Source organism: Pseudomonas sp. LBUM1656 (assembly GCF_059716065.1).
Genome location: NZ_CP166800.1, coordinates 947015 through 960434, shown reverse-complemented (window position 1 = coordinate 960434; position 13420 = coordinate 947015). Strand labels below are relative to the sequence as shown.

The window sequence follows — 13420 nt, the reverse complement described above, 5'->3', positions numbered from 1 at the left end:
AGATTCAAATGTCACTGTTAGAAATCAAGAATCTCAACGTCCGCTTCGGCGACAAAAACGCCGTTCCGGTGGTCGATGGCCTCGACATTACCGTGGACAAAGGCGAAGTCCTGGCCATCGTTGGCGAGTCGGGTTCCGGTAAATCCGTGACCATGATGGCGCTGATGGGCCTGATCGAACACCCGGGGATCGTCACCGCCGACGCGCTGAATTTCGACGGCAAGAACATGCTCAAGCTCAGCAACCGTCAGCGTCGGCAAATCGTCGGCAAAGATTTGGCCATGGTCTTCCAGGACCCGATGACCGCGCTGAACCCGAGCTACACCGTCGGTTTCCAGATCGAAGAAGTGCTGCGCCTGCACCTGAAAATGTCCAGCAAGCAAGCCCGCAAGCGCGCCATCGAACTGCTGGAAAAAGTTGAAATCCCGGGCGCTGCCAGCCGCATGGACGCCTACCCGCATCAACTCTCCGGCGGTATGAGCCAGCGTGTTGCGATCGCCATGGCGATTGCCGGCGAGCCGAAACTGCTGATCGCCGACGAACCCACCACCGCACTGGACGTAACGATTCAGGCGCAGATCATGGACCTGCTGCTGGCGTTGCAGAAAGAGCAGAACATGGGCCTGGTGCTGATCACTCACGACCTCGCGGTCGTGGCCGAAACCGCTCAGCGTGTGTGCGTGATGTACGCCGGCCAGGCGGTCGAAGTGGGTCAGGTGCCTCAGTTGTTCGACATCCCGGCGCATCCGTACAGCGAAGCGCTGCTCAAGGCGATTCCGGAACACAGCCTCGGTGCCACACGCCTGGCCACGCTGCCGGGCATCGTTCCCGGTCGTTATGACCGTCCGCAGGGTTGCCTGCTGTCGCCACGCTGCCCGTATGTGCAAGACAGCTGCCGCGCGCAGCGTCCGGCCCTCGACCCGAAAAGCAACAGCCTCGCCCGCTGCTTCTACCCGCTGAATCAGGAGGTGGCGTAATGGCCGTCGTACTTACCGCCCGCGACCTGACCCGCCACTACGAAGTGTCCCGTGGCCTGTTCAAGGGCCATGCGACCGTGCGCGCCCTGAACGGTGTGTCGTTCGAACTGGAAGCCGGCAAGACCCTCGCCGTCGTAGGCGAATCGGGCTGCGGCAAATCCACCCTGGCCCGTGCCCTGACGCTGATCGAAGAGCCGTCCTCAGGTTCCTTGAAAATCGCCGGGCAAGAAGTCGCCGGTGCCGACAAGGCTCAGCGCAAGCAGTTGCGCAAAGACGTGCAGATGGTGTTCCAGAGCCCGTACGCGTCGTTGAACCCTCGGCAGAAAGTCGGTGATCAACTGGCCGAGCCATTGCTGATCAACACCAGCCTGAGCGCGGCCGAACGTCGTGAGAAAGTCCAGGCGATGATGAAGCAGGTGGGCTTGCGTCCTGAGCACTACCAGCGTTATCCGCACATGTTCTCCGGCGGTCAGCGCCAGCGGATCGCCCTCGCTCGCGCAATGATGCTGCAACCGAAAGTACTGGTGGCGGACGAACCGACCTCGGCGCTGGACGTATCGATTCAGGCGCAGGTATTGAACCTGTTCATGGATCTGCAGCAAGAGTTCAACACCGCCTACGTGTTCATTTCCCACAACCTGGCGGTAGTGCAACACGTTGCCGATGACGTGATGGTGATGTACCTCGGCCGTCCAGTGGAAATGGGCCCGAAGAACGACATCTACGAGCGCCCTCTGCACCCGTACACCCAGGCGCTGCTGTCGGCCACCCCGACCATTCACCCGGACCCGAACAAGCCGAAAATCAAGATCGTCGGCGAGTTGCCTAACCCGCTGAACCCGCCGTCCGGCTGCGCTTTCCACAAGCGCTGCCCGTACGCGACCGAGCGCTGCAGCACCGAAGAGCCGGCCCTGCGCCTGCTCGACAGCCGCCAGGTGGCTTGCCACTACGCCGAGCAATTCCTCGACGGCGCGGCGTAACAAACTGTGGGAGCGAGCCGGCTCGCTCCCACAGGGATTTGCGATCTGTTCAATAACCCCTTCTGCCCCAGCTGCGTATCAGTCGGGGGATAAGGGGTTTTCTTTTGCCTGCTACCTAAGCCCCTTCATTTTCATCGGTATCGGCATCGGGATCGTCAGTAGTCGAGTCGTCATCGTCCGCGCTGCCACCCTGCCCCTGATCACCCGGCTCTGATTCGGACTTGGCAAGCATCAAATCACCCTGCACCACCGTTGCGCTCGACGCCTGAGTATCGTGATCCTCACATTCGGCCCACACCGCCGAACTGCCGAGGGACAACATCACCACCACCTTCAACAGCAATAAAACCCGTAGAAATCTGTTCATAGCCGATTCCATCCTTTTACAGGTGAAACACAAGTGCCTGACTGGCGCTGTATGAAATCTAGTAGCGCTCAGCCGGGTTCTCCAGATAGGACGCTATCGAATGGGCAGAAATGCCGTCGATTTCCAGATTGGTTTCGAATAACCCCCATAATCGAATCAGCTAAGCGAAGTGGCGCTCCGCGCTTGCGGATCAAGCTCTTTTGAGGCGCCCAAACGTGTAGCCTGATAAACCAGTGGGGTGGACAACAAGGCCAGCGCGGCGCTGGCCCACCAGACAATGTGCCCGCCGAAATGGCCATAGAGCTGACCGCCAAGTACCGGTGAAAGCAGGGCGCTCGCACTCCAGCACATGAAGAACAGGCCAAAATACTGGCCGCTTTTTCCGGCTTGCGCGTGCTGCATGACGAGTACATTGAGCGGCGGCATGAACAGGGCTTCCCCCAGCGTCCAGACCACCGTCGACAGGCAGGCGTAAAACACCCCGGAACCGAGCGGTAACATGCCAAGTCCGACTGCCAGCAATACACATCCCGCCATCAGTTGCCGGCGCGCGCCCCAGCGTTCGCCCCAGTGCGACAGCGGTATTTGCAATACCACGATCAGCATCGCATTGAGCCCGAACTGCCAGCCGATGGCTTCAGTGCTCAACCGGTAGTAATCGCGCAGGTAATTGCCGAGCATGCTGTAGATCGAGTCGAACGCCATGCCGAGCAGGATCACCGCTGCCAGCAACCAGAGGAATGGTCGATCTCGATAAGGGACGCCTGTGCCTGCGCCGGCATCGCGCGTTTCGTCAGGCATCAGCACCGGTCGGTGCCATGTCGTGCGGACAAACCAGAGCAATGCCAGCAGCGTCATGGCCGCACTGACAAAAAACACCCAGCGAAAATCGGTCTGCGCCAGCACCCCGCCCGCCAAGCCGGCGGCAGCCATCCCAAGATTTCTGGCGACACGGCTCAAGGCCTGCGCGCGAGGGCGCTGCGCCACCTCGCAGTACTCCATGATCAGCCGCTGATGCAGCGTACGAATCGCCCCGTCGAGTGTCCCGCTGAGCAAAAGCAAACCTGCCAGCAGCGGCACCTGCGTGGTCAGCCCGAGCAAGACCAGCGTCCACACCGAGGCAAAAAACAATGCAGCGGTCAGCCGCGCCGTGGGCACACGATCGCTCAGCCATCCGCCCAGCATCGAGCCGATCAGCAGCCCGGCGCCATAAGCGGACAACAGCCAGCCGACGGTTTCAATGGCCAGCCCCAGTTCCTGACGCAGGTAGAGCGCCATGAACAGCTTGACCATGCTGCTCAAGCGATTGATGAAAAGCAGCGCCGCCAGCACCCAGGCCATGGTGCAGAAATAGCCGTCCAGCCGCAGCAGGTGAGTCAGCCGACTCGTCATTCCATTGATCCTTAAAAGGCAGCTATTTGGGAATTGCCTTTCGAACAGTAGATGGCTACGACTGAGTTGTCTCGAGTAAAACCACCAATGACGAATAAACAGAGTCGAGCTACCCGGCCAAGGGAAATAACCTACAGAAGCGTGGGAACGATCAGGCTTCAGGCAATAAAAAACCCCGAGGCTTTCGCAACGGGGTTTTTCGGTATAGCCACTCAGCGCTTAGTGATGCTCACGCGTCGCACGGAATTTCACGTCCGGCCAGCGCTCTTCCATCAGTGCCAGGTTGACTCGCGTCGGGGCCAGGTAGGTCAGGTGACCACCACCGTCGACCGCAAGGTTTTCCACGGCCTTGACCCGGAATTCCTCGAGCTTCTTCTTATCGTCGCAATCGATCCAGCGCGCGGAGTACACAGTGATCGGCTCGTAAGAGCACTCGACCTTGTATTCCTCTTTCAAGCGGCTGGCGACCACATCGAACTGCAGCACACCGACGGCGCCAAGGATGATGTCGTTGCTGCGCTCGGGGAAGAACACCTGGGTGGCGCCCTCTTCCGCCAGTTGCTGCAAGCCCTGACGCAGTTGCTTGGATTTCAGCGGGTCACGCAGGCGCACGCGCCGGAACAGTTCCGGGGCGAAGTGCGGGATGCCGGTGAAGCCCAGGACTTCGCCTTCGGTGAAGGTGTCACCGATCTGGATGGTGCCGTGGTTGTGCAGGCCGATGATGTCGCCGGCAAACGCTTCTTCCAGTTGCTCACGCTCGGAGGAGAAGAAGGTCAGGGCGTCGCCGATCCGCACGTCCTTGCCGGTGCGCACGTGGCGCATCTTCATGCCTTTTTCGTATTTGCCGGAGCAGATACGCATGAAGGCGATACGGTCGCGGTGTTTCGGGTCCATGTTCGCCTGGATCTTGAACACGAAGCCGGCGAATTTCTCTTCAACCGGTTCCACGGTGCGCTCGTTGGCGACACGGGCCAGCGGTTTCGGCGCCCAGTTGACCACGGCGTCGAGCACGTGATCGACACCGAAGTTGCCCAGTGCAGTACCGAAGAACACCGGAGTCAGTTGGCCGTCGAGGAATTCCTGTTGATTGAATTCGTGACAGGCGCCCTGCACCAGCTCCAGCTGATCGACGAAGCGATCGTACTCGTCGCCCAGGTGCGCGCGAGCTTCATCGGAGTCGAGCTTCTCGATGATTTTCACATCGGTACGTTCGTGGCCGTGGCCCGCGGTGTACACGATGATGTAATCGTCGGCGAGGTGGTAAACGCCCTTGAAATCGCGGTAGCAGCCGATCGGCCAGGTGATTGGCGCCGCCTTGATCTTCAGGACCGCTTCGATTTCGTCGAGCAGTTCGATCGGGTCGCGGATGTCACGGTCGAGTTTGTTGATGAAGCTGACAATCGGCGTGTCCCGCAGACGGCAGACATCCATCAGCGCGATGGTCCGTGGCTCTACACCCTTACCGCCGTCGAGGACCATCAATGCCGAGTCCACCGCCGTCAGGGTGCGGTAGGTATCTTCGGAGAAGTCTTCGTGACCCGGGGTGTCGAGCAGGTTGATCATGTGATCGCGATACGGGAACTGCATGACCGACGTGGTAATCGAGATACCACGCTGCTTTTCCATTTCCATCCAGTCGGAGGTGGCATGGCGGTCGGATTTACGGGATTTCACCGTGCCCGCAATCGCAATCGCCTTGCCCATCAGCAAGAGCTTCTCGGTGATGGTGGTTTTACCGGCATCGGGGTGGGAAATAATGGCGAAAGTGCGGCGTTTCGCGACTTCGGCGGCCTGTTTGGTCATGGGAAATCGCCTGGCAGGTGATTCAAAAAAGGGCGGCGAGTATAGCGCAAACACTGCCTTACGGACCACCGTTCGCCCGTAGCAGCTGTCGAGCTTGCGAGGCTGCGTTCGGCGGCGAAGCCGTCGTAGAGTCGACACTCGCGGTCGGTCAGATACACCGTATTGCCTGGTTTTACGACGGCTCCGCCGCCGAACGCAGCCTCGCGCTGCTCGGCAGCTGCTACACGGGTAAACGAGATGCGTGGTAGCTAAATGCTGCTAAATATGGAACCTTTTAAAAGGTGGAGGCGTCCACTCCCCTGTTACAGCTCTCGTAGCAGGGTTTGAAAAACCTGCAAGTTAGCCTGACGAGGCTGCGCTTATGGCTCGATCTCATGCGGTTGCATCAGCATGAAGAGCTGCTTCTCGCGAACGTTGTTTTTCCCGGCAGCCAGGAATGGCATGCCACACGGGACTGCGTTCGCCGACAAAGAAAAAAGGAGTCCGCCTGTGGCTATTCGCTATGGCAAGGGGCTGATAGGAGGTGCGGTTGTCGTCGCACTCCTGGCCCTGCTGGTCCACTGGATTGGCATCAACACGATCGAACATTACCGCGACGATTTGTTGTTTTACCTGCAAGCTCACCTGATTCTCGTCCTTGTTTCCATGCTGGCCGCCCTTGTTGTGGGCATCCCCGCCGGTATCTTCCTCAGCCGCCCGACCATGGTGGGCCGCGCTGAACGCTTCATGCAGATCTTCAACATCGGCAACACCGTGCCGCCTCTTGCCGTACTGGCCATCGCCCTGGGGATCCTCGGCATCGGCAGCGGCCCCGCGATCTTCGCCCTGTTCCTCGCCTCGCTGTTGCCGATCGTGCGCAACACCTATGAAGGCCTGAAAAACGTTCAGGGTTCTTTGAAAGAAGCGGCGGTCGGCATCGGCATGACGCCTACGCAAGTGCTGTGGCGGGTCGAACTGCCGAACGCCGTACCGATCATCATCGGTGGCGTGCGCGTGGCCCTGGCGATCAACGTCGGGACGGCACCGTTGGCGTTCCTGATCGGCGCCAACAGTCTGGGTAGCCTGATTTTCCCGGGGATCGCCCTGAACAATCAGCCGCAACTGCTGCTCGGTGCGGCCTGTACCGCCCTGCTGGCCTTGCTGCTCGACGGTCTGGTGACACTCGCCAGCCGCCTCTGGCTCGAACGCGGCCTACGCCCGTCTTAAGCCTCGGCAAAGGAATAATCATGAAAAAATTAAGCTTTCTAATAGGCTGCGTCCTGCTGTTCTCGGGAATCGCCCAAGCCGCTGAAAAACCCGTGATCCGCATCGGCGCCCGGGTGTTCACCGAACAAACCCTGCTCGCGGAAATCACCTCCCAGTACCTGCGCACCAAGGGTTACGACACCCAGGTGACCGGCGGTCTGGGCAGCAACCTCGCCCGCAGCGCCCACGAAAGTGGCCAGCTGGATTTGATGTGGGAATACACCGGCGTATCGCTGGTGGCTTATAACCACATCACCGAGAAACTCGACAGTGCCCAGTCCTACGCCAAGGTGAAAAAACTCGACGCGAAAAAAGGTCTGGTCTGGCTGACCCCGTCGAAGTTCAGCAACACCTACGCCCTGGCCCTGCCGGAAAGTACCGCAAAGGCTTACCCGCAGATCAACACCATCAGCGAGCTGAACACGGTGATGCAGGCTGAGGCGAAGACCAATCACCTTGTCGCCCTGGACACCGAGTTCGCCAATCGTTCCGACGGTCTGGACGGCATGGTCGACCTCTACGGCATGAACCTGACCCGCAAAAACATCCGGCAGATGGATGCTGGTTTGGTCTACACCGCCCTGCGCAATGGCCAGGTGTTTGCCGGCCTGGTCTACACCACCGACGGTCGATTGAACGCCTTCAAGCTCAAACTGCTGGAAGACGACAAGCACTACTTCCCGGACTACACCGCCGCGCCGGTGGTGCGTCAGGACTACCTCGACGCCCATCCAAAACTGGCGGACGAAATCAAGCCGCTGGCCGAATTGTTCGACGACGCCACCATGCGCCAGCTCAACGCGCGGGTCGATGTCGATCACGAAAGCCCTTCATCCGTTGCCGCAGATTTCCTGCGCCAGCATCCCCTGAACTGAGGAGGAGAAGACATGGAATTTCTGAACGCCTTTTCCCATCTCGACTGGCCGCTGGTGCTGCACCTGACCTGGCAGCACATCACCCTGGTCGGCATCGCTGTGACACTGGCGATCCTCGTTGGCGTGCCACTCGGCATCCTGATGACGCGCTTCCCGCCCCTCGCCGGCCCGTTGCAAGCCAGCGCCACGGTGCTGCTGACCGTGCCGTCGATTGCCCTGTTCGGTCTGCTGCTGCCGTTCTACTCGAAATTTGGCCAGGGCCTGGGTCCGATGCCGGCGATCACCGCCGTTTTCCTGTACTCGCTGCTGCCGATCATGCGTAACACCTATCTGGCGCTGACCGGTGTCGAGCCGGGCATTCGCGAAGCCGCCCGTGGCATCGGCATGACCTTCGGCCAGCGCCTGCGCATGGTCGAACTGCCAATTGCGGTGCCGGTGATCCTCGCCGGCGTGCGCACCGCCGTGGTCATGAACATTGGTGTCATGACCATCGCCGCGACCATCGGCGCCGGTGGCCTCGGTGTACTTATTCTCGCTTCAATCAGCCGCAGCGACATGTCGATGCTGATCGTCGGCGCCGTGCTGGTCAGTCTCCTGGCCATCTTCGCCGACCTGCTTCTGCAATGGCTGCAACGCACGCTGACTCCAAAAGGACTGCTCAAATGATCGAACTTCAAAACCTCAGCAAGACCTTCCAAAGCAACGGCAAAGATGTGAAAGCCGTGGACTCCGTCAGCCTGACCGTCAATGAAGGCGAAATCTGCGTATTCCTCGGACCATCGGGCTGTGGCAAAAGCACCACGCTGAAAATGATCAACCGCCTGATCAAGCCGACTTCCGGCAAGATCCTGATCAACGGCGAAGACACCACCGACCTCGACGCCGTGACCCTGCGCCGCAACATCGGTTATGTGATCCAGCAGATCGGTCTGTTCCCGAACATGACCATCGAGGAAAACATCACCATCGTTCCGCGCCTGCTCGGCTGGGACAAGCAGAAATGCCACGACCGCGCCCGCGAGTTGATGAGCATGATCAAGCTCGAACCCAAGCAGTATCTGAATCGCTATCCACGTGAATTGTCCGGTGGCCAGCAGCAGCGGATCGGCGTGATTCGTGCGCTGGCAGCGGATGCACCGTTATTGCTGATGGATGAGCCGTTCGGCGCGGTCGACCCGATCAACCGCGAAATGATCCAGAACGAGTTCTTCGAGATGCAACGCGCGCTGAACAAGACCGTGATCATGGTCAGCCACGACATCGACGAAGCGATCAAGCTGGGCGACAAGATCGCAATCTTCCGCGCCGGCAAGCTATTGCAGATCGATCACCCGGACACGCTGCTGGCGCATCCGGCGGATGACTTTGTCAGCAACTTCGTTGGCCAGGACAGTACGCTCAAGCGTCTGTTGCTGGTGAAAGCCGAAGACGCGGCAGACAACGCCCCGTCGGTAAGCCCGGAAACGCCGGTGGCTGAAGCCCTGGAGTTGATGGACGAACTGGACCGTCGTTATGTGGTGGTCACAGACGGTGAGAACAAGGCGATGGGTTATGTACGACGTCGCGACCTGCATCGTCAGACCGGTACTTGCGCGCAGTATCTGCGCGAGTTCAACGCCACGGCGGCGTTTGACGAGCATCTGCGCATCCTGTTGTCGCGGATGTACGAGTTCAACCGTTCGTGGTTGCCGGTGATGGATGCGGAGCGGGTGTTCCTCGGTGAAGTGACCCAGGAATCGATTGCCGAGTACCTGAGCTCCGGCAAGTCTCGTGGGGGCAAGACCAGCATTGTTTCGCCTGCCGAGACTGCTGTCGCCTGATCTGACGCTATCGCTAGCAGGCTAGCTCCCACATTGGATCTGTGGTGTGCATGCAATCTGTGCAACAACATAAATCCCCTGTGGGAGCTAGCCTGCTAGCGATTGGGGCAAACAAAATTCCCGCCTGAAACACCTCAAATATCCCTGCCAGGGGAACATCACACTGTCATGCAGGTCGGTTACATCAGTAACTGTCGAGGACCGCACGACGGAAGCGTGCAAAAACGCGACATTTTTTGTTGATCTCAAGCCCCTCACGCCCTAAAGTTCGCGCCGAACGTCCATGCTGGAAACGATCCATCCGGCTCAAGTACTGACGACGAGACAGCAAGGCCAAGGGAAGCACCGCCTCCCGTGGCCTTTTTGCTTTCGGCGACATGCCTTGGGAAGTAGGCGAACCAAAGTGGGGATACGGAGGACGTTCATTTGCACCCATTGAATAATCTAGTTTGCCAGTAGGAGTTCCCAGCATGTCGATCAACGTCGAAGACTATTACGCGCGCGATACCTTCAACAAATTGAAGGCGTTCGCCGACACGCAAGAAACCCCTTTCGTGGTGATCGACACCGCGATGATCAGCCAGGCCTATGACGACCTGCGCGCCGGTTTCGAATTCGCCAAGGTCTACTACGCGGTCAAGGCCAACCCGGCCGTGGAAATCATCGACCTGCTCAAAGAGAAAGGCTCGAGCTTCGACATCGCCTCGATCTACGAGCTGGACAAAGTGATGGACCGCGGCGTCAGCGCCGACCGTATCAGCTACGGCAACACCATCAAGAAATCCAAGGACATCCGCTACTTCTACGAGAAGGGCGTGCGTCTGTTCTCCACCGACTCCGAAGCCGACCTGCGCAACATCGCCAAGGCTGCACCGGGTTCGAAAGTCTACGTGCGCATCCTCACCGAAGGCTCGACCACCGCTGACTGGCCTTTGTCGCGCAAATTCGGCTGCCAGACCGACATGGCCATGGACCTGCTGATCCTCGCTCGCGACCTGGGCCTGGTGCCTTACGGCATCTCGTTCCACGTCGGCTCGCAACAGCGCGACATCAGCGTCTGGGACGCGGCGATCGCCAAGGTCAAAGTGATCTTCGAACGCCTGAAAGAAGAAGACGGCATTCACCTCAAGCTGATCAACATGGGCGGCGGCTTCCCGGCCAACTACATCACCCGCACCAACAGCCTGGAAACCTACGCCGAAGAAATCATCCGTTTCCTCAAGGAAGACTTCGGTGATGAATTGCCGGAAATCATCCTGGAGCCGGGCCGTTCGCTGATCGCCAACGCCGGCATTCTGGTCAGCGAAGTGGTGCTGGTGGCGCGTAAATCCCGCACCGCCGTCGAGCGCTGGGTGTACACGGATGTGGGCAAGTTCTCCGGCCTGATCGAAACCATGGACGAAGCCATCAAGTTCCCGATCTGGACCGAGAAGAAAGGCGAGATGGAAGAAGTGGTCATCGCCGGTCCGACGTGCGACAGCGCCGACATCATGTACGAAAACTACAAGTACGGTTTGCCGTTGAACCTGGCCATTGGTGATCGTCTGTACTGGTTGTCGACCGGTGCTTACACCACCAGTTACAGCGCGGTTGAATTCAATGGCTTTCCGCCGCTGAAATCGTTTTACGTGTAAGCGCTACTCGTAGAAATGAAAAAGCCCATGACGTGTCATGGGCTTTTTTGTGTCTGGAATCCGCATAGTCGAAGAAATTGTCTATCGGTCTTTCCGCACATGCCACAGGCGAAGTATGTAGAGGGAGGAGCCTTGAATCTCGTAGCGCATTTCGTAAGGACCAACTAGCAACCTCCGCACATCTCGCGGCTCGAACTCTTCGACCCGTTCTCCAATTCTAGGATTACCCAGCAAGGCGGTTGGGGCCTGAGTGAGCGATTGCACAGTGCGCGCTGCTGCCGGTCGATTGACCACTGCAAGAAACTCAAAAAGCCGAGCCAAATCCGATAACGCTTTACTCGTCCACTTCAACTCCATTAACGCGGTACCGGCAACGGGTTTTCAGTACTCAAACTTTCTGCCCATGCCTGGACAGACTGATGATCAATTACCTTTCCGGCGTCAACGTCCGCCATTGCCTCGCGAGTAAGTCGGCTTCGCTCTTCTTCCAGATCTACCCAGTCGGCAAGTGCCTGCTTCACAATCCAGCCGCGTGAACGTTCCATCTTGGCCGCCATTTGATCGACCTTATCAGCAAGGTCCATGGGCACATGTGCAGTCAAAACTTTGGTTGCAGCCACGGTATCTTCTCCACGAAACAACATGATTAGATGTGATTGACTTCCAATCATAGTGATTTAATCCAATACAACACCCTTCGATTCACTCCGCCCGTCGGTCTTCTGAACCATGTGCTGGCGATAGATTGCTGCGAATTCGCGAATTTCTGCATGTGGAGCGCCTAGCAGCGCTTTACTCGCCACCTGCAGAAAATTCAGATTTCCCCCAGCCAGTGCTTTTCGTAACCAAACCAGCGCCTCATCGATGTTGCCTTCATCCGCCACCACAGCGGCATAACTGAACTGCCCACGAAAATCCCCGCCAAGCGCCGAGCGTCGATACCAGTCACGTGCAGCTTTCGGATCAGCCGGACAAACCCGTCCCTCTTCCAGATAACGACCGAACAGGTTCATTGACTTCGCATGGCCCAATTCTGCGGCGTGACGATAAAGATTCAGCGCTTGCACCTGGTCCTCGACCACTCCGCGCCCGGTGGCGAGCAGGTTGGCGTAGTTGTACATCGCCCAGTCCAGCCCGGCTTCGGCTGCGATTCGATAATGCCCCGCAGCCAGCTTGACGTCGGTAGCGCAACCCCAGCCATGCTCATGACAACGACCGAGCATGTTGCGCGCCATCAAATGCCCACGCCGGGCAGCAATCTCGAACCAGCGCAGCGCCAGCGGTTGATCCTGCTCGATGCCCTGCCCGTCCAGCAGAATCTGCCCAAGCAAGGCTTGAGCGTCGAGTAAGCCTTCGCGGGCAGCGATCAGAATCGCCTGCGCCGCACGAGCGGGACTTTCCTCCAGCATGGCCTTGAGCGCATCACCGTCGAGGACTTCCTCGCGGCGTAATTGATAGCTCATACCTCGACCCAGCGACGCAACAGGTTGTGATAAGTGCCCGTAAGGCGGATCAGCGACGGGTGATCAGGCATGTCCTGAGTCAGTTGCTGGATCGCCCCATCCATCTCGAACAGCAAGGCGCGCTGACTGTCCTCGCGCACCAGGCTTTGGGTCCAGAAGAACGAGGCATAGCGGGTGCCGCGGGTGACGGCGTTGACCTTGTGCAGGCTGGTGCCGGGGTACAGGACCATGTCCCCGGCCGGCAACTTCACGCGCTGGGTGCCGAAGGTGTCCTGGATTTCCAGTTCGCCGCCGTCATAGTCCCCCGGTTCGCTGAAAAACAGCGTCGCCGACAGATCGGTGCGGACTCGTTCGATGCTGCCCTTTGGCTGGCGCACGGCGTTGTCGATGTGGAAGTCGAAACTGCCGCCCGCCGTGTAACAGTTCAGCAACGGAGGGAAGACTTTGTGCGGCAGCGCCGCGGACATGAACAGCGGATTCTTCCACAGCCGCTCAAGCATCGTCGCACCCACTTCCTTGGCCAGCGGGTGGCCTTCGGGCAACTGCAGATTGTGCTTGGCTTTGGCCGACTGGTAGCCGGCGGTGATTTTGCCGTCGGCCCAATCCGCTTGCTCCAAAGCTTCGCGGATGCGCTGCACTTCTTCTTTCGCGAATACGCCGGGAATGTGCAGCAGCATGGGAGGACACCTGAGGGTAAAGAGGCGGCAATGGTATTGATTCTTATTGACTGTGTAAAACCCCCACGACGAACGAATCATCAAAAACCGTAAGGCTAAATTGTAAAGAATGTAAATTCTTCGCGAATAGTAACGTTTCGCAATTGATACAAATACGCGTCTACCCTATATTCCGCGGCCTCAAATC

Annotated in this window: 14 protein-coding genes; 7 read left to right on the top strand and 7 right to left on the bottom strand. The window is 58.7% G+C overall.

From position 1 onward, the window contains the following. Positions 1-8 precede the first annotated feature (8 nt). Together ACA072_RS04125 and ACA072_RS04120 are read left to right on the top strand one after the other, a co-directional pair. Positions 9-977 carry an ABC transporter ATP-binding protein gene (locus tag ACA072_RS04125; protein WP_497623327.1) on the top strand — a complete coding sequence of 323 codons (969 nt, stop codon included), beginning with the start codon at positions 9-11 and terminating at the stop codon, positions 975-977. Continuing rightward, positions 977-1957: a peptide ABC transporter ATP-binding protein gene (locus ACA072_RS04120; protein WP_219096535.1), complete on the top strand. Its 981-nt coding sequence runs from the start codon at positions 977-979 to the stop codon at positions 1955-1957. Before ACA072_RS04125 ends, ACA072_RS04120 begins: the two co-directional genes overlap by 1 nt. A 115-nt stretch (positions 1958-2072) precedes the next feature. Here the strand turns inward: ACA072_RS04120 and ACA072_RS04115 are convergent, their stop codons facing one another. The 3 genes from ACA072_RS04115 to ACA072_RS04105 all read right to left on the bottom strand — a co-directional run bounded on the left by ACA072_RS04115 (position 2073) and on the right by ACA072_RS04105 (position 5519). Continuing rightward, positions 2073-2324 (bottom strand): hypothetical protein, encoded by a 252-nt coding sequence (locus ACA072_RS04115; RefSeq protein WP_497450129.1) that lies wholly within the window; start codon positions 2322-2324, stop codon positions 2073-2075. 156 nt (positions 2325-2480) lie between these two features. Then, the gene (locus ACA072_RS04110) at positions 2481-3716 is read right to left on the bottom strand and encodes an MFS transporter (protein ID WP_497623326.1); all 1236 of its coding nucleotides are present in this window, start codon (positions 3714-3716) and stop codon (positions 2481-2483) included. A 219-nt stretch (positions 3717-3935) separates the two neighbouring features. Then, positions 3936-5519: a peptide chain release factor 3 gene (locus ACA072_RS04105; protein ID WP_007942808.1), complete on the bottom strand. Its 1584-nt coding sequence runs from the start codon at positions 5517-5519 to the stop codon at positions 3936-3938. A 489-nt stretch (positions 5520-6008) separates the two neighbouring features. Here ACA072_RS04105 and ACA072_RS04100 point away from each other — a divergent pair, with 489 nt between their 5' ends. The 5 genes from ACA072_RS04100 to ACA072_RS04080 all read left to right on the top strand — a co-directional run bounded on the left by ACA072_RS04100 (position 6009) and on the right by ACA072_RS04080 (position 11093). After that, positions 6009-6725, top strand: a complete 717-nt coding sequence (locus ACA072_RS04100) for an ABC transporter permease (protein ID WP_054049992.1) — start codon at positions 6009-6011, stop codon at positions 6723-6725. Between the two features lie 20 nt (positions 6726-6745). Next, complete coding sequence (locus ACA072_RS04095) at positions 6746-7639, top strand: glycine betaine ABC transporter substrate-binding protein (protein ID WP_497623324.1); 894 nt, start codon at positions 6746-6748, stop codon at positions 7637-7639. 12 nt (positions 7640-7651) lie between these two features. After that, positions 7652-8305, top strand: a complete 654-nt coding sequence (locus ACA072_RS04090; RefSeq protein WP_497623322.1) for an ABC transporter permease — start codon at positions 7652-7654, stop codon at positions 8303-8305. Beyond that, positions 8302-9459 carry an osmoprotectant ABC transporter ATP-binding protein OsmV gene (locus ACA072_RS04085; protein WP_497623320.1) on the top strand — a complete coding sequence of 386 codons (1158 nt, stop codon included), beginning with the start codon at positions 8302-8304 and terminating at the stop codon, positions 9457-9459. Before ACA072_RS04090 ends, ACA072_RS04085 begins: the two co-directional genes overlap by 4 nt. A gap of 470 nt (positions 9460-9929) precedes the next feature. After that, positions 9930-11093: a type III PLP-dependent enzyme gene (locus ACA072_RS04080; RefSeq protein WP_438658037.1), complete on the top strand. Its 1164-nt coding sequence runs from the start codon at positions 9930-9932 to the stop codon at positions 11091-11093. A gap of 81 nt (positions 11094-11174) precedes the next feature. Here the strand turns inward: ACA072_RS04080 and ACA072_RS04075 are convergent, their stop codons facing one another. From ACA072_RS04075 to ACA072_RS04060, 4 genes are read right to left on the bottom strand one after another with little or no spacing between them, the layout of a single operon-like run. Then, positions 11175-11450, bottom strand: a complete 276-nt coding sequence (locus tag ACA072_RS04075; protein ID WP_497623318.1) for a type II toxin-antitoxin system RelE/ParE family toxin — start codon at positions 11448-11450, stop codon at positions 11175-11177. Continuing rightward, on the bottom strand, positions 11450-11737 hold the full coding sequence (locus ACA072_RS04070; protein ID WP_497624942.1) for a CopG family ribbon-helix-helix protein: 288 nt from the start codon (positions 11735-11737) through the stop codon (positions 11450-11452). Before ACA072_RS04070 ends, ACA072_RS04075 begins: the two co-directional genes overlap by 1 nt. 33 nt (positions 11738-11770) lie before the next feature. Beyond that, on the bottom strand, positions 11771-12556 hold the full coding sequence (locus tag ACA072_RS04065) for a tetratricopeptide repeat protein (RefSeq protein ID WP_497623316.1): 786 nt from the start codon (positions 12554-12556) through the stop codon (positions 11771-11773). After that, positions 12553-13233: a Fe2+-dependent dioxygenase gene (locus ACA072_RS04060; RefSeq protein WP_497623314.1), complete on the bottom strand. Its 681-nt coding sequence runs from the start codon at positions 13231-13233 to the stop codon at positions 12553-12555. Before ACA072_RS04060 ends, ACA072_RS04065 begins: the two co-directional genes overlap by 4 nt. Positions 13234-13420 lie beyond the last annotated feature (187 nt).